The following is a 19,747-nucleotide window of genomic DNA, read 5'->3' as shown; positions in this document are numbered from 1 at the left end:
GATTTAACTCACGAACTGCTGCAGGATACGGCTGCCGAAATAGGCCAGCGTCAGAATGCCAGCGCCTGCGACGTTAAACCATACGACGCGACGTCCGCGCCAACCTTCATGGTAATGCCCCCACAACAGAACGATATAGACAAACCATGCCACGATAGAGAGAACGGCTTTATCAATGTTCTCGGTACTGAACAGGTTATGCATGTAAAACAGGCCAGTGCACAGGGTGAGCGTCAGCAGAACCACGCCAATTTGGGTGATATGAAACATCTTCCGCTCAATACTCATCAGTGGCGGCATCTCATTGCTGAAGGCCAGTTTTTTGTTTTTCAGTTGGTAATCGATCCATGCCAACTGTAGCGCGTAGAGCGCGGCGATAATCAGCGTGGCGTAAGCGAACAGTGATAGCCCGATGTGAATCATCATGCCTGGCGTAGCTTCGAGATGGGTGATGAACTCGTTAGGCATAAACGTGGCGAAGGCCAGGTTTATCAGCGCAAAGGCGTAGACAATGGGCAGCAATAGCCAGCCACGATTGCGGGACGCGACGATGGTCATTACCGTACAGATCATCAGGCTTACCAGCGAGCCGACGTTCAACAGACTCAGGTTTTGTCCGCTTTCACCGCCGGGTAGGATACGCGCTTCCAGGGCGATAGCATGGCTTACCAGCGCAACGACCGCAGAGAGAATAGCCATACGCCGCCAGCCGCTGTTTTTTTGCAGCAGAGCGGGAATAATCAGCGCGAGGCTGACTGAGTAGGCGACAAGGGCGAGCAGAGCAAAAACGGGCATATAGGTGTCGACAGTTGGCCAGTGATAAAGAAAAGCAGTATAGCGTTACGTGACCGCTGCTCCAACCGTTGCATAACAACAAAGGCGGCTTCATGTTATACTGCGACAAATTTCTGTTGATGTGTCGCTGTCGCGACCGACCGTTTCCACCCCAGGCGAGAGACAATGTTTGATAATTTAACCGATCGTTTGTCGCGCACGCTGCGCAATATCAGTGGCCGTGGACGCCTTACTGAAGACAACGTTAAAGAGACGCTGCGCGAAGTGCGCATGGCGCTGCTGGAGGCTGACGTAGCGCTGCCGGTAGTGCGTGAGTTTATCAATCGCGTAAAAGAGAAAGCGGTTGGTCATGAAGTTAACAAAAGCCTGACGCCGGGTCAGGAGTTCGTCAAGATTGTCCGTAACGAACTGGTTGCGGCAATGGGCGAAGAAAACCAGACCCTGAATCTGGCTGCACAGCCGCCAGCCGTGGTGCTGATGGCAGGCCTGCAGGGTGCGGGTAAAACGACCAGCGTCGGTAAGTTGGGTAAATTCCTGCGCGAGAAGCACAAGAAGAAAGTGCTGGTGGTCTCTGCGGACGTTTATCGCCCGGCGGCGATCAAACAGCTGGAAACGCTGGCCGAGCAGGTCGGTGTCGACTTCTTCCCGTCGGATGTCGGCCAGAAGCCGGTCGATATCGTTAACGCCGCGCTGAAAGAAGCCAAACTCAAATTCTACGACGTGCTGCTGGTGGATACCGCCGGTCGTCTGCACGTTGACGAAGCGATGATGGACGAAATCAAACAGGTCCACGCTTCTATCAAGCCGGTAGAAACGCTGTTTGTGGTCGACGCCATGACCGGTCAGGATGCCGCGAATACCGCAAAAGCCTTTAACGAAGCGCTGCCGTTAACCGGCGTAGTGCTGACAAAAGTTGATGGTGATGCCCGTGGCGGTGCGGCGCTCTCTATTCGTCATATTACCGGTAAGCCGATTAAATTCCTCGGCGTCGGCGAGAAAACCGAAGCACTGGAGCCGTTCCATCCGGACAGGATTGCTTCGCGCATTCTCGGCATGGGCGACGTGCTGTCGCTGATCGAAGATATCGAAAGCAAGGTTGACCGCGCACAGGCAGAAAAATTAGCCAGCAAGCTGAAAAAAGGCGATGGCTTCGATCTCAACGATTTCCTTGAACAGCTTAACCAGATGAAAAACATGGGCGGTATGGCAAGCCTGATGGGCAAGCTGCCGGGCATGGGTCAGATCCCTGACAATGTGAAATCGCAGATGGACGATAAAGTGCTGGTGCGTATGGAAGCCATCATCAACTCGATGACGATGAAAGAACGCGCTAAGCCGGAAATTATCAAAGGTTCCCGTAAACGCCGTATCGCTGCCGGTTGCGGTATGCAGGTACAGGACGTAAACCGCCTTCTGAAACAGTTCGACGACATGCAGCGCATGATGAAGAAAATGAAGAAGGGCGGAATGGCGAAGATGATGCGTGGTATGAAGGGGATGATGCCCCCAGGATTCCCAGGCCGCTAATCGGCTTGGCTTGTTTGCCATTTCGGCACCGGGGTGTGCTCGCCATCCTCACGTACTGCGTGTACGCTCCGGTGGCTGCGCGCACGCCGGCACCGAACTGACGGCACCGCCAACGGCCTTTTATAGCAGAGTTATCAACTGCTGATTGCATTTTCCCCAGAAATCAGTAAAATTTTCGGGCTTTTAATATGACACCCGGGCTCCGTTCCTCGATGGGGCCTGGGTGTTTTATTCACACAAGAGGATGTTATGGTTACTATTCGTTTAGCTCGTCACGGCGCTAAAAAGCGTCCGTTCTACCAGGTTGTTGTTACCGACAGCCGTAATGCACGCAACGGTCGCTTCATCGAGCGCGTTGGCTTCTTTAACCCAATCGCTAGCGAAAAAGAAGAAGGCACTCGCCTGGATCTGGATCGCATCGCTCACTGGGTTGGCCAGGGCGCGACTATTTCTGATCGCGTAGCTACGCTGATCAAAGCAGCAAACAAAGCAGCTTAATCTGTCACGGTGGTCATGATGAGCAAGCAACTCGCCGCACAGGCTCCTGTGGAACCCATCGTTTTGGGGAAAATGGGGTCTTCTTACGGTATCCGTGGTTGGCTCAGAGTGTTTTCTTCCACTGAAGACGCCGAAAGCATTTTTGACTATCAGCCCTGGTTTATCCAGAAGGCGGGTCAGTGGCAGCAAGTACAGCTGGAAAGCTGGAAGCACCACAATCAGGATCTGATCATCAAGCTGAAAGGCGTTGACGATCGTGATTCGGCGAATCTACTGACTAATTGCGAAATTGTCGTGGATTCCTCGCAGTTGCCAGCGCTGGAAGATGGTTCCTACTACTGGAAAGACCTTATGGGCTGCCAGGTAGTGACTACTGAAGGCTACGATCTCGGTAAAGTCGTCGATATGATGGAAACCGGTTCGAATGACGTCATCGTCATCAAGGCAAACCTGAAAGATGCGTTTGGTATCAAGGAACGTCTTGTGCCGTTCCTCGATGGGCAGGTTATCAAGAAAGTCGATCTCGCTACTCGTACTATCGAAGTAGATTGGGATCCTGGTTTTTAAACCACCGGATAAACGGTAAAAGTCGGCGTTATGGGGATTGGCTTGTGTTTATAGGTATCGTTAGCCTGTTTCCAGAAATGTTCCGCGCAATTACCGATTACGGGGTAACTGGCCGGGCAGTAAAAAATGGCCTGCTGAACATCCAGAGTTGGAGTCCTCGTGACTTTACTCATGACCGGCACCGTACCGTGGACGATCGTCCTTACGGCGGCGGACCGGGGATGTTAATGATGGTGCAACCTTTACGGGACGCCATTCATGCAGCAAAAGCTGCGGCTGGTGAAGGCGCAAAGGTGATTTATCTGTCACCTCAGGGACGCAAGCTTGATCAAGCGGGCGTCAGCGAACTGGCCACGAATCAAAAGCTGATTCTGGTATGTGGTCGCTATGAAGGAATAGATGAGCGCGTGATTCAAACCGAAATTGACGAAGAATGGTCAATCGGCGATTACGTACTCAGCGGTGGTGAGTTACCGGCAATGACGCTGATCGACTCCGTGTCCCGGTTTATTCCGGGAGTTCTGGGTCATGAGGCTTCGGCAATCGAAGATTCGTTTGCTGATGGGTTGCTGGATTGCCCGCACTATACCCGACCTGAAGTGTTAGAGCAGATGGAAGTACCGGCGGTGTTACTGTCGGGGAACCACGCTGAGATACGTCGCTGGCGTTTGAAGCAGTCGCTGGGCCGGACCTGGCTTAGAAGACCTGAACTTCTGGAAAACCTGGCTCTGACTGAAGAGCAAGCAAGGTTGCTGGCGGAGTTCAAAAAGGAACACGCACAACAGCAACATAAACATGATGGGCAGGCGTAAGCCCCCAATATCAGTTTACCCAGGATAAGAGATTAAATTATGAGCAACATTATTAAGCAACTTGAACAAGAACAGATGAAGCAGGACGTACCTTCCTTCCGTCCGGGTGATACCGTGGAAGTGAAAGTATGGGTTGTTGAAGGTTCCAAAAAACGTCTGCAGGCATTCGAGGGCGTGGTTATCGCTATTCGTAACCGCGGTCTGCACTCTGCATTCACTGTTCGTAAAATTTCCAACGGCGAAGGCGTTGAGCGTGTCTTCCAGACTCACTCTCCGGTAGTTGACAGCATTGCTGTTAAACGTCGTGGTGCTGTTCGTAAAGCTAAACTGTACTACCTGCGTGAGCGCACTGGTAAGTCTGCTCGTATCAAAGAGCGTCTTAACTAAGATTCGCGCAAGCGACATCCTGTTAGAAAAGGGCTGGCCGAAAGGCTGGCCCTTTTTTTATTGATGCTGCCCATAATATGTCGAAATATTGTGGGGTGTGGTTAATAAATAAATTATCCGATATTTTGGCGGGAACTGAAGTTCAGAAAGCATTGTTTATTGTTGTTACGGTTGTAATGGTGGATGCAGTGCGGTTGATTACATGTTGATGGTGATTATAATAAAAATAATTATATTGATATGGTTGCATCGCCTTGTTTTTACGACATATTAGAAACGGATCACAAACGGTAAACATTGTTTTGATAGTATGTGGTCTGTAATTGCGAAACCCAATGCATCTATATTTACCAAGATTATTGTTTGGGTGATTATGCTGGGTTTGGTTCTGTAACTGGCTAGTGCTCGATAAGGATTTTAGTACCTAACTGGTGCTAAAGCGTGCGAGGAATGTCAGGCAGCAACAATAAAAATCATGAGTAATATTTGATGTTCTCTATTTAAAGGATAATACTAATGAAAGTATGCTTTTCTTTTCTAATAATAGTACTGCTCTCAATTTCATCTTCTACTGTATCTGCAAAAAATTACCCATGTTCTAAATCTAAAGGTGGAGTATCGCATTGCACCGCTGACGGAAAATTTGTTTGTAATGATGGTAGTATTAGTCGCTCTAAGAAAAAGTGTTCTTAAAAGTATCGTCTCGTGAGGCGTACTAGATGGGGTGAAGCCAAACGTCTGATTCGTTCACATCTTTTACCCCACAAGCTGACCTTCACGAAAACTAAAGGTAAGAAGAATCGCACGGTGCTGATCCCTCGGTGGCTGTATGACGAGCTAGCTCCTTTGCAGGGAATAATGTTTCATCCTTGCTATCAAGAGTTCAAGAAAATGCTCTCACTGACCGATATTGTGTTGGCTGAAGGGCAGAAGATGCATGTTTTACGTCACACGTTTGCAAGCCACTTTATGATGAATGGTGGCAATATCTTTGTATTACAGAGAATATTTGGTCACTTGTACATACGAGAAACTATGCGTTATGCGCACTTTGTTCCTAGCCATTAGGAAGAGGCAGTAATTTATAATCCCATAGCCAAACTATAATTTAGAGGTGAGATGATGAATAATTATTTAGATGAATATAGGCGTAAGATTCCTTTATATAATGAATTGATGGATCAAACTCAACGCACTCTTCATAAGATTTTAGAGGAGGAGGGGGTTGCCCTATTTTCCATCGATGGACGCGTTAAAACTACCGAGTCATTAGAATCTAAGGTGTCAAGGAAAACTTACGTTAACCCTGTGAATGATATTGAAGATTTATGCGGGGTTAGAGTGATTTGTTATTATGAGTCGGACTTGAATAACATTGAAGCTGTTATAAAACGAGAATATGATGTAATTTCTGAGTCTGACAAGCAGAAGGAAATGGACGTAGATAGATTTGGATACTCCTCTAGACACTTTATAGTTAAAGTCAAGGATGAGTGGTTAGGTGTTCCCAGTTATCGTGGTTTGGGCGGTCTTAAGGTTGAGATCCAAGTTAGGACGATGCTTATGCATGCTTGGGCAGCAATTAGTCATAAATTGCTCTATAAGCAGGAGGATGATGCTCCTAGAGAAATAAAAAGAAATTTAAGCAAACTTAGTGCATTAATTGAACTTGCAGATGAAAGGTTTGATTCTATTAGAAAAGAAAAGTTGAACTATAAGGAGAGGTTTGATGAATTAAATAACGCTAATTTTGTTAATGAAATGTTAAATTCTGACAGCCTTGTTGCCTTGGTAGAGAAGTACTCACCTGGCCGTGAACTAAATGAAGTACATTTGCCTGAGGTATTAAATGAAATTCGAAAATATGATAGTACCGTCTCTGATTTCGAATTGAGAATTAAAAAATGTTTGCCATTCATAGACGCTATGGAGTTAGAAGAAACAGATTTTGTTGAGCCGGGAGAACTACCGTTATGGGGGATAGTAGGTTTTTGCCGAACGATACTGGATTTAACATGTGAAGATTACTTCAATCAGCGTTGGGGAGAGGATTCATACACTGAGGCTCTTGAAATTACGGAACGTTACCGAGCCATGGTGAGTGAGACGTAGTAAAATTATTTTTTCTGTATTTGTCCATCAAATGTCCACACAGCATGTTTTTGACCGCATTTGGCTGCACCAGAGATAGGTATAACAAACTAATTATAATAAAAATGTATGTTTACCAATGAATCAGGTAAAGCGTCTTAACTAAGATTCGCGCAAGCGACATCCTGTTAGAAAAGGGCTGGCCGAAAGGCTGGCCCTTTTTTTATCCAGACGTTTACTCTTTTGTTCTTTATGGCAATGGAAGGACTGCGCGGTGCGCAGCCAGTTGGGGGACGATTATGGTGTCGTGATCACGACCGCCACGCGGCGGTTTTCAGCGCGACCTTTTGATGTCTGGTTGCTGGCAATGGGATATTTCTTCCCGAGTCCTTGAGTAGTCAGGTTGCTGCGGGGAATATTAGCGCCCTGCGCCCAGGCATCGGCAACGACATTAGCGCGTTTGAGTGACAGAGCTTCATTGTAGCTGTCTTCGCCGTAGTTATCAGTATGACCATCCAGGCGAGCATGATTAAGCCCGGTAGCTGCCAGTTTGGATGCCATTTCCTTGATCTGTTTTTCACTTTCAGGTCGGAGTTTATAGTCATTTTTGTCAAACAGGATAGTGTCAGACAGGCCGAGAGACCAGTCTCCTGATGCTTCAGTAAATCCGTATGATTTCATGGCTGCAATTTGCTCTGGGGTAAATTTTCCCTGAGGTGCCTGACAGCCAGCCAGAATCAGTAAAAGCAGAAGAAACGGGGATAATAAACGTTTTAGCATGTGTGTAATTCCTTATTTTTTAATAATGCGTTCAGAACGCAAATGTTTAGCCTGATACATATTTTGATCGGCAAGTTCTTGTAATTTTTCGGCAGAGGCATGTTCCCACGTCAGCGCAAACCCGATGCTGAGCGTCATGCTTGCCAGATGACCATTATGCAGGTCAAAAGGTCGGTTAAACTCTTGTGACAGTGCCGCGCAGATCCGCTGAACCTCATATTCAGAATGAACGCTGTACAGCACCATGGCGAACTCATCGCCGCCAAGTCTGTATGGGTAATGGCGACTCCCCCCAAACTCGGATAACCTTTTTGCGACTTCAATCAGGACCCGATCCCCCGCTGCGTGGCCCCAGGTATCATTAATAAATTTAAAATTGTCGCCATCAAGGAATAACAATGCCGAGCTGCTGTGGGCGGCATCATCATTCATTAAGGCATTAATGCTGCTGCGAAATGCGGCGCGATTTGCCAGACCCGTCAGAGGATCATGTAGTGCAGTACGCAACAGCTGAGCGTTTTTTGCCTGCAGTTTAAGTTGCCACTCCTCCATCTCGTCCAGCAGACTATTAAAGTCCAGGGCAAAGAGATGAAACTCTTCAATGCGTTCCTCTGATACGCGCCGTGAAAAGTTACGGTTGGTACGAACATCATGTACCACCTCGGTAATGTTTTGCAGTGCATCCACAACGCCATTGTGTAAATAGCGAGTGAGCATTAATGCAATACCGGATGCCAACAGAATGCACCCGGTAAGGACGGCCAGCGACAAATAGATGAAATGACTGATAACGCTATCGCGCGCAGTCAATCGTACTTCGCCGATGACGTTGCCATTATGCAAAATCGGCTGAGTGACCGGTTGTGGGAACAGCCAGTGGCTGATCATCCCGCTGATCTTTTCAGTGGTATCCTGCGCGTTATAGCGCCAGGTGGCGATCACCTTCTGGTTTTTATTACGAACTTCTGCAACGGAAAATTGCCCCTGCTGACCCAGTGCCGCCAGCGTTTCAGTTGCTGCAACACTATCAGAAAAGACTAATGCAGCTTCGAGCGTACGGGTCATGGTAGCGGCAGTCAGATCCAGATTCTTTTGCGCATACTGTCTTAATGCCAGCACGGAAGAAATGCTGAGCAGCAGCCAGATCAGCATCATGGTTACCAGAACGCTGATTATGCTGATACGCCGTAATGTTCGCTTAAACGTCGGGCGTGCTATGGGAGAATGACCCTTATCCATGCTTATTATTCCGTGCAAGCATCAATACGTCTGGACTGACCCTTACGCCGCTGCGTGAAAGGGAATCCATATTTACGGAAAATCTCACATCTTCGTCTTTAATTATGAGGCAAAAGGCGCTGCCAATAACGCATTCGGGGTTCTGTTCAGCAATTAATAACAATGCCTTAGTCGGATATTTATTCTTTAATTCCACCTGATAAGTAGGGGATTCTTTTCCAAAATAAAAACCGTCACACTGCGAAACTAATATTTCTTGTTCCTTACGGATGATGACGGGAAGATAGGGTAATGCGCCTGCACTGGTATCTTTCAGGACACTGGAAAAACGCGATGAAGAGAAAATACACAGTTTTGGGGGGCCGGAAAGTGCAGGCCAGCGTGTATAACTGACGATGCCGGAAACCATAGCGCGTACAGATTTTGCTTCTTCCGTAACGCTTTGGGCATACAGCGGTAATCCGGTCAGGAGCAGTGCCAGTAGAAGTATGAGTCGGTAAGAATAGCTCATGAATAGTTACCTACCAGCGTTTGCTGTAAAACGTCGAAATACATTCAAGATTGTTTGCAACAAAATAACATTATTTTCCTAAGCCGTCATTATTCCTGGAATAATGCTATTGGTGATTTAAGTTAAATCTTAATGGTTTATAAAATATAAACCATTGTTTAATTTAACCTTATCGAGGCAGCACCCTCGTTTGCCCCTTGCTGCCAGGCGCTGTGTAACTGGTCAACATTTTCGACAGTATCGCAACTGGGCGGAAAAGTTTTCCCGGTCAGGCCTCTGGCATAAACAAAATCCTGCTGGCAGGTTTTACGTTGCCCCTCGGCGTAACCCTTAAGGTATTCCGTACGATCGACGTCGGGGTCATTGTAGTTGTCGGCAAGCGTTTCATTATCTTTAACGGCATAACCCGAAATGGCATCTTGTATCCCGGCGTCGTACCAGTCGGTACCAGTCCAGGTAGGGGCATGGGTGTAGGGGTCTATCTGACATCCGCTAAGAAGTAATAGAAACAAGATGCTGATGAGTTGCTTCATTGCCTGTGCTCCTTCGTTTTTTTAAGCATAGTGGATCTGAAAACTCGGTGGTGTAAATTTAAATGTACATTCATAAGGGCTGTTTTTGCCTTAAAATAACACCATGTAAATTAAAATTTACGGATTGTGGATTGAAATCTTTACCTGTTGTGATATCGTTATTTCCTCCTCGCTGAGGATCAACTATCGCAAACGAGCTAAACAGGATCACCATCATGCAAAAAGACGCGCTGAACAACGTACATATTACCGACGAACAGGTTCTGATGACTCCGGAGCAGCTGAAAGCTGAATTTCCGCTGAGCCAGGAGCAAGAGGCGCAAATCGCCCAGTCGCGTAAAACCATCTCAGATATTATCTCCGGTCGCGATCCGCGCCTGCTGGTCGTATGTGGCCCATGCTCCATTCACGATCCTGAAATGGCGATTGAGTATGCTCGTCGATTTAAAGCCCTTGCCGCAGAGGTCAGCGATAGCCTCTACCTGGTAATGCGCGTCTATTTTGAAAAACCCCGTACCACTGTCGGCTGGAAAGGGTTAATTAACGATCCTCATATGGATGGCTCTTTTGATGTTGAAGCAGGTCTGAAAATTGCGCGTCAGCTGCTGCTTGAACTGGTAAATATGGGACTGCCGCTGGCAACTGAAGCGCTGGATCCAAATAGCCCGCAATACCTGGGCGATCTGTTTAGCTGGTCCGCAATCGGTGCCCGTACTACGGAATCGCAGACTCACCGTGAAATGGCTTCCGGTCTTTCGATGCCGGTTGGCTTTAAGAATGGTACCGACGGTAGCCTGGCGACCGCCATTAACGCCATGCGTGCGGCTGCGCAGTCGCACCGTTTTGTCGGTATTAACCAGGCCGGGCAGGTTGCACTGCTGCAAACACAGGGGAATCCGGACGGTCACGTGATCTTGCGCGGGGGTAAAGCGCCGAACTACAGCCCGGCAGATGTCGCCCAGTGCGAAAAAGAGATGGAGCAGGCGGGACTACGACCTTCTCTGATGGTAGATTGCAGTCATGGTAATTCCAATAAAGATTACCGCCGTCAGCCTGCCGTGGCTGAATCCGTGATTGCACAAATCAAAGATGGCAATCGCTCGATCATTGGCTTGATGATTGAAAGTAATATTCACGAAGGCAACCAGTCTTCCGAACAGCCGCGCAGCGAAATGAAATACGGCGTATCCGTAACTGACGCCTGCATTAGCTGGGAAATGACGGATGCGCTGCTGCGTGAAATTAGCCAGGATTTAAGCGGCCAGCTGTCGGCGCGTGTAGCATAAGAGGTTGGTTATGGTTGCTGAATTGACCGCATTACGCGATCAAATTGATGAAGTCGACAAGGCACTGCTGGATTTACTGGCACGCCGCCTGGAGCTGGTTGCCGAAGTTGGTGAAGTAAAAAGCCGCTTTGGGCTGCCGATCTACGTGCCGGAACGGGAAGCCTCTATGCTGGCCTCTCGTCGCGCGGAAGCGGAAGCCCTTGGCGTGCCGCCGGACCTGATTGAAGATGTGCTACGCCGCGTTATGCGTGAGTCCTACTCCAGTGAGAACGACAAAGGGTTTAAAACGCTTTGTCCTTCTCTGCGGCCGGTGGTGATTGTCGGCGGCGGCGGTCAGATGGGGCGTCTGTTCGAAAAAATGCTCACCCTGTCAGGTTACCAGGTGCGGATCCTGGAACAGCAGGACTGGGATCGCGCGCCGGAGATCGTCTCTGATGCCGGCATGGTGATCGTCAGCGTGCCGATCCACGTCACCGAGCAGGTGATCGCCAAACTACCTCGTCTGCCGTCTGACTGCATCCTGGTGGATCTGGCTTCGGTGAAAAATGGTCCTTTGCAGGCGATGCTGGCTGCACATGATGGCCCGGTGGTGGGGTTACACCCAATGTTTGGTCCGGACAGCGGCAGTCTGGCCAAGCAGGTCGTCGTTTGGTGTGACGGACGTCAGCCGGAAGCTTATCAGTGGTTTCTGGAACAGATTCAGGTATGGGGTGCGCGACTGCATCGGATCAGCGCCGTTGAACATGACCAGAACATGGCGTTTATTCAGGCACTGCGTCACTTTGCGACCTTTGCTTATGGTCTGCATTTAGCGGAAGAGAACGTTCAACTGGAGCAGCTGCTGGCACTCTCTTCGCCGATTTACCGCCTTGAACTGGCGATGGTTGGCCGTCTGTTTGCCCAGGATCCGCAGCTCTATGCTGATATTATTATGTCGTCTGAGAGCAACCTTGCGCTGATTAAACGCTACTACCAACGTTTTGGCGAGGCAATAGGTTTGCTGGAGCAGGGCGATAAGCAAGCGTTTATCGACAGCTTCCGTAAGGTGGAGCACTGGTTTGGCGATTATGCGAAACGCTTCCAGAGTGAAAGCCGTACTTTGTTACGCCAGGCGAATGACAGCCGTCCTTAATTAAGATGCCGGATGGCGGGTTTGCCTTATCCGGCCTTCAAAAATCGTATGAACCGTAGGCCGGATAAGCGTAGCGCCATCCGGCATTGCCAAACGTTAGCTCGGATCGACTGGCACCACGTTCTCACTTGGATAGCATCCCAGTACTTTCATCGAACGCGTAATCTCACCCAGCTCTTTCAATGCTTTTTGCATCTGGGGCGACTCCAGGTTGGCCTGGATATCAAGATAAAACATCTCTTCCCACGGATTGCCGTGAATCGGGCGTGACTCCAGTTTAGTCATAATCAGATTATGGTTACGCAGTACCAGCAGCGCCTCAACCAGCGCACCGGCTTGTTGCCCCGTCGCCATCAACAGGGTTGTTTTTGCCGGAACCTGATCGGAAACATTGATTGCTTTGCGTGCCAGCACCACGAAGCGGGTGATGTTTTGCGACTGGTTAGCCTCAATATGCTCGAGAACCTGCAATCCATACAGTACGCCTCCGGCTTCGCTCCCCAGGGCCGCCACGCGCGGTGAGTTAGCCTGCGCAACTTTTTCCATCGCCGCAGAGGTGCTTTCAGTGTACTCAATCTTCCAGTGCGGGTAGCGATTCAGGAACTTGCTGCACTGCTGGAACGGCTGCGGATGGCTATATACCGTTTCAATAGTCTCAAGATCCGTCGTGCCAGACACCAGTACACAGTGGTCTATCGTAATGGTCATCTCGCCAACGATAGACAGGCTGGTGTGCTGCAGCAGGTCGTAAACGTCGTTAATCCCACCGGAGCTGGTGTTTTCAATCGGAACCACAGCATAGTCAGCCTGTCCGGTTTCGACCTGATTAAAGATATCGGCAAATTTTGCGCAGCCGCTTTCAATAAATTGTTCAAAATGGCGGGCAGCGTATTGACGTGCTGCGAGGTGAGAATATGACCCTTTTGGCCCAAGGAAGGCCACGCGCGCGGAGTGTGGGTTAATTTTGTTCAGGTGCTGCTGGAGCAGAGCCTGTTGAGTCAGGACGGAATCTTCGATTATGAGCTGGAACAGGCGAGTAATGTAGTGAGCGTCAAGATGATGTGCTTTGCCAAGCTGAATGAGTCGGTCCAAAAGGTCACGTTCACGGTCGATATCACGAACCGGACGATGCGAAAGCAGTTTGGCTTTACCAACTTCTACGGCCAGTCCACGTCGCTCAGCCAGCAGGGCCAGTAATTTTTCATCCAGCGTGCTGATCTTATCGCGCAGCGCCAGCAATGGGTTTTCCGATGTCATAGTGTTGCCTTTCTTGTTATCAATAAAAAAGGCCTCCCGTTGTGGGAGGCCTTATTGTTCGTCTTCGCATTCTTTATCACACGACGAAACGCCTCCCATTTAGGGGAAGGTAAAAAAGAATGCGAAGAAGAACGGGACAAGTTTCATGTAATTTTCCTTTGGCTACGTCAGTAAAGTACCCGTACTGTTTTCACCCTGTCAACAAAAAACGCGCCCGAAGGCGCGTTGGCGATACACTCAATGTAAGGGACTACTCTTCTTCTGCTTCGACGAAGTTGGCGTCTTTGACTGAAGTTGTTGCACGACGGGCTTCGCCTTTGTGCTGCACTTTATTGAGCTGCCGTTCCAGCTTGTTGATCAAATCGTTAATTGCGGTGTACATATCCTCGTGTTTTGCGCTGGCGACCAGATGTCCGTTCGGTGTATTGATGGTGGCATCAGCAATGAAACCCTGTGGCTCCTTAGACAGAATGATATGTGGATTAATCAGATGAGTTTGCCATTTTTCTAGTTTGGCGAGACGGTCTGCGACATGCTGGCGAATTGCCGGAGTAATTTCCATTTGTTTACTGGTAATGTTCATTGTCATAAATTTTACCTCTTGTCTTTCCCGTCTTGGTGATTCCAGCATACCGTTCCTAATGTCAAAATGTGTGATCTAAATCACATTATTTTGTCGCTTTTTGTCAAGAAAACCTTTTTGTGAGGCACAGCAGGAACAGGCGATTTTTTACTTGAGGAATACCTGAAAGCAGGCCATATTTGATGGGATGCGTCGGAGCTAAACCGCTTCAGTTGTGGCGTTAACGGATAAAAAAACGGCAGCCCTTGGGCTGCCGTTTTGCATTCTGAGGCAAATCAGGTATTGCTGCTGTTGGCGGCAATGATTTTCGCGACTTTTTCAGCCTGCGCATTCATCTGCATCTGGCGATAAGCGTTTTCCATCAACGGCAGGGCATTACGTGTTGCCTGGGTATCCGGGTAGTCGCGCAGCATGCCTTCCACACGGTTTACCACTGCAACCCATGCGCCGCGGGCAGTGTAGTATTCTGCAACGGAGTATTCATACTTCGCCAGGCGGTCTTTCAGGAACACCAGACGTTTGGTGGCGTCAGTGGTGTACTGGCTATTCGGATACCCACGCACCAGTTTGGAAAAGTCATTAAACGCAGCTCGGGCATGTTGCGGATCGCGATCGCTACGATCAACACCAAAGAATCCTTGCAGTGCGCTATCATCCAACGCCATATTGGTCAGGCCACGCATATACATGACATAATCAATGTTAGGGTGTGTCGGGTTAAGACGGATAAAACGATCGATGGCAGCCTGAGCAAGTGGCAGATCGGCGTTTTTGTAGTAGGCGTAGATGAGATCTAATTGCACCTGCTGAGAATACGGTCCAAATGGATAACGGTTATCCAACGCTTCCAATTGCGTTATTGCCTGTTTCCAGTTACCGTCCTGCAGCTTTTGCTGAGCAGTCGCGTAGATTTCATTTGGCGGATTATCGGGCACCTCTTCCTTTGAACCAGAGCAACCCGCCAAAAACAGGCTCAACGTGGCTGCTGCCACCAGATATTTCATGCGCGTCATGACGTTTTGACTTTCCTCAAAATGTAATACGGGAGATTCTCTGTTCCTGCTCCCGGTTAAGACCAGCTACAATAGCACACTATATTAAACGGCAAAGCCGTAAAACCCAACGTTAAACGAAGAAGCAGTTTATGGCACAACGAGTAGAACTCACCGCAACAGTCTCCGAAAATCAGCTCGGTCAACGCTTAGATCAGGCTTTGGCCGAATTGTTCCCTGATTATTCGCGATCGCGCATAAAAGAATGGATCCTCGACCAGCGCGTACTGGTAAATGACCAACTTTGCGATAAACCGAAAGAAAAAGTGTTGGGTGGAGAGCGTGTCTCCATCAATGCAGAAATTGATGAAGAGGTTCGTTTTGAACCTCAGGATATCCCACTGGATATCGTTTATGAAGATGACGACATTCTTGTCATCAACAAACCCCGTGACCTTGTAGTGCATCCGGGCGCCGGGAATCCTGATGGTACGGTATTGAATGCGTTACTGCATTACTACCCGCCAATCGCGGATGTTCCTCGTGCAGGTATCGTGCACCGTCTGGATAAAGACACGACCGGATTAATGGTGGTGGCAAAAACGGTTCCAGCGCAAACACGTTTGGTGGAGTCGTTGCAGCTGCGCGAAATTACCCGTGAGTACGAAGCCGTGGCAATTGGTCACATGACTGCTGGCGGAACCGTTGAGGAACCGATTAGCCGTCACCCGACCAAGCGTACGCACATGGCGGTACACCCAATGGGGAAACCGGCGGTAACGCACTATCGCATTATGGAACACTTCCGTGTGCACACGCGTCTGCGGTTGCGTCTGGAAACCGGACGTACGCACCAGATCCGCGTGCACATGGCACATATCACTCATCCGCTGGTGGGCGATCAGGTTTACGGCGGTCGTCCACGTCCACCGAAAGGCGCTTCTGACGAATTCATCTCCGTACTGCGTAAGTTCGACCGTCAAGCGCTGCACGCGACCATGCTGCGTTTGTATCACCCGATTTCCGGTATCGAAATGGAATGGCATGCGCCGATCCCACAAGATATGGTGCAGTTGATTGAAGTGATGCGCGCTGATTTCGAAGAACATAAGGATGATATTGCCTGGCTATGAATAAGCTAATTGTCCCGCAGTGGCCGATACCGCAAGGTGTCGCGGCGTGTAGTTCTACCCGTATTGGCGGAGTTAGTATGCCGCCTTACGATTCGCTGAATTTGGGCGCCCATTGCGGCGATAACCCGGAACATGTTGAAGAGAACCGCAAACGACTGTTTGCTGCGGGCAATCTGCCGTCAAAGCCAGTCTGGCTGGAGCAGGTCCACGGTAAGGATGTCCTGAAACTGACCGGCGAGCCTTACGCCTGCAAACGCGCAGATGCGTCGTACAGCAACACGCCGGGTACCGTGTGTGCGGTGATGACCGCTGATTGTTTGCCGGTGTTGTTTTGCAACCGTGCCGGAACCGAAGTTGCTGCGGCCCATGCGGGTTGGCGCGGATTATGCGCCGGCGTGCTGGAAGAGACGGTGGCGTATTTTGCCGACAAACCTGAAAACATTATTGCCTGGCTAGGCCCGGCGATAGGTCCAAACGCGTTTGAAGTTGGACCAGAAGTCCGCGAGGCGTTCATGACGAAAGATCCGCAAGCGGACCTCGCATTTGTACCGCGTGGCGACAAGTATCTGGCGGATATCTACCAGCTTGCGCGCCAGCGTCTGTCCAGTGTCGGGGTAGAGAACATCCACGGCGGCGACCGCTGCACCTTCAGCGAAAGTGAGACGTTCTTCTCTTATCGTCGCGACAATACCACGGGTCGTATGGCAAGTTTTATTTGGCTGATATAACCTAAAGAATCAAGACGATCCGGTACGTGTAATTTTCTTTTCACATAATTCAGGTCATTCACCTTGAATAATTGAGGGATGACCTCATTTAATCTCCAGTAGCAATTTTGACCTGTTATGGGAGGAGTTATGCGTCTGGATCGTCTTACTAATAAATTCCAGCTTGCTCTTGCCGATGCCCAGTCACTCGCATTGGGGCACGACAATCAATTCATCGAACCACTTCATCTAATGAGCGCCTTGCTGAATCAGGAAGGGGGATCGGTTCGTCCTTTATTAACGTCTGCTGGCATTAATGCTGGCCAGTTACGTACAGCCATTGACCAGGCGTTGAGCCGTTTGCCACAGGTAGAAGGTACCGGTGGCGATGTGCAGCCTTCTCAGGAACTGGTGCGTGTACTTAATCTTTGCGACAAGCTGGCGCAAAAACGTGGGGACAACTTTATTTCGTCAGAACTGTTCGTTCTGGCGGCGCTTGAGTCACGCGGTACGCTGACCGACTTATTAAAATCAGCAGGCGCGACGACCGCCAATATCACTCAGGCAATTGAACAAATGCGTGGAGGTGAAAGCGTGAATGACCAGGGGGCTGAAGACCAACGTCAGGCCTTGAAAAAATATACCGTCGATCTGACCGAACGTGCCGAACAGGGCAAACTCGATCCGGTCATCGGCCGTGATGAAGAAATTCGCCGTACCATTCAGGTGCTGCAACGTCGTACTAAAAATAACCCGGTGTTAATCGGTGAACCCGGCGTCGGTAAAACCGCCATCGTTGAAGGGCTGGCCCAACGCATCATCAATGGTGAAGTGCCGGAAGGCTTAAAAGGCCGTCGTGTACTGGCGCTGGATATGGGCGCGCTGGTTGCTGGGGCCAAATATCGTGGTGAGTTCGAAGAACGTTTAAAAGGTGTGCTGAACGATCTCTCGAAACAGGAAGGCAACGTCATTCTGTTTATCGACGAATTGCATACCATGGTTGGGGCGGGTAAAGCCGATGGCGCAATGGACGCCGGGAACATGCTGAAACCAGCACTGGCTCGCGGGGAACTGCACTGCGTAGGCGCCACAACGCTTGATGAATATCGCCAGTACATCGAAAAAGATGCGGCGCTGGAACGTCGTTTCCAGAAAGTGTTTGTGGCTGAACCTTCAGTGGAAGACACCATCGCAATCTTGCGTGGCCTGAAAGAACGTTATGAACTGCACCATCATGTGCAGATTACTGACCCGGCGATTGTTGCGGCAGCTACGCTGTCTCACCGCTATATTGCCGATCGTCAGTTGCCGGATAAAGCTATCGACCTTATTGACGAAGCGGCATCCAGCATTCGTATGCAGATTGACTCCAAGCCGGAGGAACTCGACAGACTCGACCGCCGTATTATCCAGCTCAAACTGGAACAGCAGGCATTAATGAAAGAGTCTGATGAGGCAAGTAAAAAACGTCTCGATATGCTCAACGAAGAGCTGGATGACAAAGAGCGCCAGTATTCTGAATTAGAGGAAGAGTGGAAAGCTGAAAAAGCCTCGCTCTCGGGAACGCAAACTATCAAGGCTGAGCTGGAGCAGGCAAAAATCGCCATCGAACAGGCGCGCCGCGTTGGCGACCTGGCGCGGATGTCTGAACTGCAGTACGGCAAAATTCCTGAACTGGAAAAACAGCTGGAAGCAGCCACCCAGTCTGAAGGCAAAACCATGCGTCTGCTGCGTAATAAAGTTACGGATGCAGAAATTGCTGAGGTGCTGGCGCGCTGGACCGGGATCCCAGTTGCTCGCATGCTGGAAGGCGAACGAGAAAAACTGTTGCGTATGGAGCAGGAGCTGCACAGCCGCGTGATTGGTCAGAACGAAGCGGTGGAAGCCGTTTCTAATGCCATCCGTCGTAGCCGCGCGGGCTTGTCCGATCCGAATCGTCCGATTGGTTCATTCCTGTTCCTTGGTCCAACCGGTGTCGGTAAAACCGAACTGTGCAAAGCGCTGGCAAACTATATGTTCGACAGTGACGATGCAATGGTGCGTATCGATATGTCCGAGTTTATGGAGAAACACTCCGTGTCTCGTCTGGTCGGGGCACCTCCGGGATATGTCGGTTATGAAGAGGGTGGTTACCTGACGGAAGCAGTACGTCGTCGTCCTTACTCCGTCATCTTGTTGGATGAAGTGGAGAAAGCACACCCGGATGTGTTCAACATTCTGCTGCAGGTGCTTGACGATGGTCGTTTGACTGACGGACAGGGGAGAACGGTCGACTTCCGTAATACGGTTGTCATCATGACCTCGAACCTGGGGTCCGATCTGATCCAGGAACGCTTCGGCGAGTTGGATTACGGTCACATGAAAGATATGGTGCTGGGCGTCGTGAGCCACAACTTCCGCCCGGAATTCATCAACCGTATAGATGAGGTTGTTGTATTCCATCCGTTGGGTGAGCAGCATATTGCTTCTATTGCTCAGATCCAGTTGCAGCGTCTGTACAAACGTCTGGAAGAGCGTGGCTATGAAATCCATATTTCTGACGAGGCGCTTAAACTGCTGAGCGCGAATGGTTACGATCCGGTGTATGGCGCGCGTCCATTGAAACGTGCTATCCAGCAGCAGATCGAAAACCCGCTGGCGCAGCAAATTCTGTCTGGTGAACTGATTCCGGGCAAAACGATTCGTCTGGAAGTGAATGACGATCGCATAGTGGCAGTGCAGTAAGTCACAAAACAACAATAAACGGGCCCTGCGGGGCTCGTTTTTGTTTAAAATCCAGGCGAAAACGGACGTATTGATTGAAAAGTAATCGCTTGATAAGTTTTTTATATTTTTAACTTGTCAGCCTGAAATAACTCCCTATAATGCGCCTCCACTGACACGGAACAACGGATTACAAGCCGCCGGGTCAGCGGGG

Annotated in this window: 21 protein-coding genes, 1 pseudogene and 1 other annotated feature; of the genes and pseudogenes, 13 read left to right on the top strand and 9 right to left on the bottom strand. The window is 49.6% G+C overall.

The window, feature by feature from the left end:
* Positions 1 to 3: 3 nt before the first annotated feature.
* Positions 4 to 795: a cytochrome C assembly family protein gene (locus tag OGY08_RS00895; RefSeq protein ID WP_003031224.1), complete on the bottom strand. Its 792-nt coding sequence runs from the start codon at positions 793 to 795 to the stop codon at positions 4 to 6.
* A gap of 165 nt (positions 796 to 960) precedes the next feature.
* On the opposite strand from OGY08_RS00895, the gene ffh reads away from it, so the two are divergent.
* From ffh to OGY08_RS00860, 8 genes and pseudogenes are all read left to right on the top strand, one after another.
* A complete protein-coding gene (gene ffh / locus OGY08_RS00890; RefSeq protein WP_003031226.1) occupies positions 961 to 2,322 on the top strand; it encodes a signal recognition particle protein in 1,362 nt (453 codons plus the stop codon).
* Positions 2,323 to 2,571: 249 nt separating this feature from the next.
* Positions 2,572 to 2,820 (top strand): 30S ribosomal protein S16, encoded by a 249-nt coding sequence (gene rpsP, locus OGY08_RS00885; protein WP_003031228.1) that lies wholly within the window; start codon positions 2,572 to 2,574, stop codon positions 2,818 to 2,820.
* 18 nt (positions 2,821 to 2,838) lie between these two features.
* Positions 2,839 to 3,387 (top strand): ribosome maturation factor RimM, encoded by a 549-nt coding sequence (rimM, locus tag OGY08_RS00880; RefSeq protein ID WP_003031230.1) that lies wholly within the window; start codon positions 2,839 to 2,841, stop codon positions 3,385 to 3,387.
* A gap of 44 nt (positions 3,388 to 3,431) precedes the next feature.
* Entirely contained in the window at positions 3,432 to 4,199 is a 768-nt protein-coding gene (gene trmD, locus OGY08_RS00875) for a tRNA (guanosine(37)-N1)-methyltransferase TrmD (RefSeq protein WP_003031232.1), read from the top strand.
* Positions 4,200 to 4,238: 39 nt separating this feature from the next.
* Positions 4,239 to 4,586, top strand: a complete 348-nt coding sequence (gene rplS / locus OGY08_RS00870; RefSeq protein WP_002914145.1) for a 50S ribosomal protein L19 — start codon at positions 4,239 to 4,241, stop codon at positions 4,584 to 4,586.
* Between the two features lie 516 nt (positions 4,587 to 5,102).
* Positions 5,103 to 5,279 carry a YdcA family protein gene (locus OGY08_RS25270; protein ID WP_459208802.1) on the top strand — a complete coding sequence of 59 codons (177 nt, stop codon included), beginning with the start codon at positions 5,103 to 5,105 and terminating at the stop codon, positions 5,277 to 5,279.
* Positions 5,280 to 5,297: 18 nt separating this feature from the next.
* Positions 5,298 to 5,654, top strand: a pseudogene (locus OGY08_RS00865) (tyrosine-type recombinase/integrase); the annotation flags it as partial.
* 54 nt (positions 5,655 to 5,708) lie between these two features.
* Complete coding sequence (locus OGY08_RS00860) at positions 5,709 to 6,698, top strand: GTP pyrophosphokinase (RefSeq protein WP_032944606.1); 990 nt, start codon at positions 5,709 to 5,711, stop codon at positions 6,696 to 6,698.
* A gap of 276 nt (positions 6,699 to 6,974) precedes the next feature.
* Here the strand turns inward: OGY08_RS00860 and OGY08_RS00855 are convergent, their stop codons facing one another.
* The 4 genes from OGY08_RS00855 to OGY08_RS00840 form a co-directional block, all read right to left on the bottom strand.
* Positions 6,975 to 7,457, bottom strand: a complete 483-nt coding sequence (locus tag OGY08_RS00855) for an OmpA family protein (protein ID WP_032944605.1) — start codon at positions 7,455 to 7,457, stop codon at positions 6,975 to 6,977.
* A gap of 12 nt (positions 7,458 to 7,469) precedes the next feature.
* On the bottom strand, positions 7,470 to 8,696 hold the full coding sequence (dgcN, locus tag OGY08_RS00850) for a diguanylate cyclase DgcN/YfiN (RefSeq protein WP_003826449.1): 1,227 nt from the start codon (positions 8,694 to 8,696) through the stop codon (positions 7,470 to 7,472).
* A complete protein-coding gene (gene yfiR / locus OGY08_RS00845; RefSeq protein ID WP_032944603.1) occupies positions 8,689 to 9,207 on the bottom strand; it encodes a regulatory sequestration protein YfiR in 519 nt (172 codons plus the stop codon). Before yfiR ends, dgcN begins: the two co-directional genes overlap by 8 nt.
* Before the next feature lie 158 nt (positions 9,208 to 9,365).
* Positions 9,366 to 9,740, bottom strand: coding sequence for a DUF2799 domain-containing protein (locus tag OGY08_RS00840; protein ID WP_008785516.1), 375 nt, complete (start codon positions 9,738 to 9,740; stop codon positions 9,366 to 9,368).
* Between the two features lie 215 nt (positions 9,741 to 9,955).
* Here OGY08_RS00840 and aroF point away from each other — a divergent pair, with 215 nt between their 5' ends.
* Both aroF and tyrA read left to right on the top strand, forming a co-directional pair.
* The gene (aroF, locus tag OGY08_RS00835) at positions 9,956 to 11,026 is read left to right on the top strand and encodes a 3-deoxy-7-phosphoheptulonate synthase AroF (RefSeq protein WP_032944601.1); all 1,071 of its coding nucleotides are present in this window, start codon (positions 9,956 to 9,958) and stop codon (positions 11,024 to 11,026) included.
* Between the two features lie 10 nt (positions 11,027 to 11,036).
* The gene (gene tyrA / locus OGY08_RS00830) at positions 11,037 to 12,158 is read left to right on the top strand and encodes a bifunctional chorismate mutase/prephenate dehydrogenase (protein WP_003826456.1); all 1,122 of its coding nucleotides are present in this window, start codon (positions 11,037 to 11,039) and stop codon (positions 12,156 to 12,158) included.
* 96 nt (positions 12,159 to 12,254) lie between these two features.
* Here tyrA and pheA read toward each other — a convergent pair whose 3' ends face one another.
* The 4 genes from pheA to bamD form a co-directional block, all read right to left on the bottom strand.
* Complete coding sequence (pheA, locus tag OGY08_RS00825; RefSeq protein ID WP_003826458.1) at positions 12,255 to 13,415, bottom strand: bifunctional chorismate mutase/prephenate dehydratase; 1,161 nt, start codon at positions 13,413 to 13,415, stop codon at positions 12,255 to 12,257.
* 22 nt (positions 13,416 to 13,437) lie between these two features.
* Positions 13,438 to 13,563 (bottom strand) — a sequence feature (Phe leader region).
* Positions 13,515 to 13,562 (bottom strand): pheA operon leader peptide PheL, encoded by a 48-nt coding sequence (gene pheL / locus OGY08_RS00820; RefSeq protein WP_100250063.1) that lies wholly within the window; start codon positions 13,560 to 13,562, stop codon positions 13,515 to 13,517. It overlaps the preceding feature by 48 nt.
* 102 nt (positions 13,564 to 13,665) lie before the next feature.
* Positions 13,666 to 14,004 (bottom strand): ribosome-associated translation inhibitor RaiA, encoded by a 339-nt coding sequence (gene raiA, locus OGY08_RS00815; protein WP_003031244.1) that lies wholly within the window; start codon positions 14,002 to 14,004, stop codon positions 13,666 to 13,668.
* A 269-nt stretch (positions 14,005 to 14,273) separates the two neighbouring features.
* Positions 14,274 to 15,011 (bottom strand): outer membrane protein assembly factor BamD, encoded by a 738-nt coding sequence (gene bamD, locus OGY08_RS00810; RefSeq protein WP_003826460.1) that lies wholly within the window; start codon positions 15,009 to 15,011, stop codon positions 14,274 to 14,276.
* A gap of 131 nt (positions 15,012 to 15,142) precedes the next feature.
* Here bamD and rluD point away from each other — a divergent pair, with 131 nt between their 5' ends.
* From rluD to clpB, 3 genes are all read left to right on the top strand, one after another.
* A complete protein-coding gene (gene rluD / locus OGY08_RS00805) occupies positions 15,143 to 16,123 on the top strand; it encodes a 23S rRNA pseudouridine(1911/1915/1917) synthase RluD (RefSeq protein WP_003826464.1) in 981 nt (326 codons plus the stop codon).
* Complete coding sequence (gene yfiH, locus OGY08_RS00800; RefSeq protein WP_219013488.1) at positions 16,120 to 16,851, top strand: purine nucleoside phosphorylase YfiH; 732 nt, start codon at positions 16,120 to 16,122, stop codon at positions 16,849 to 16,851. Before rluD ends, yfiH begins: the two co-directional genes overlap by 4 nt.
* Positions 16,852 to 16,980: 129 nt before the next feature.
* Positions 16,981 to 19,554, top strand: a complete 2,574-nt coding sequence (gene clpB, locus OGY08_RS00795) for an ATP-dependent chaperone ClpB (protein ID WP_286565384.1) — start codon at positions 16,981 to 16,983, stop codon at positions 19,552 to 19,554.
* The last annotated feature ends 193 nt before the right edge of the window (positions 19,555 to 19,747 follow it).

Origin of the sequence: Citrobacter sp. Cpo069, assembly GCF_030332785.1 — a bacterium.
GTDB classification, from domain to species: Bacteria; Pseudomonadota; Gammaproteobacteria; order Enterobacterales; family Enterobacteriaceae; genus Citrobacter; species Citrobacter portucalensis.
The sequence above is the reverse complement of the archived record's forward strand: the minus strand, read 5'-3'. Positions and strand labels throughout refer to the sequence as shown.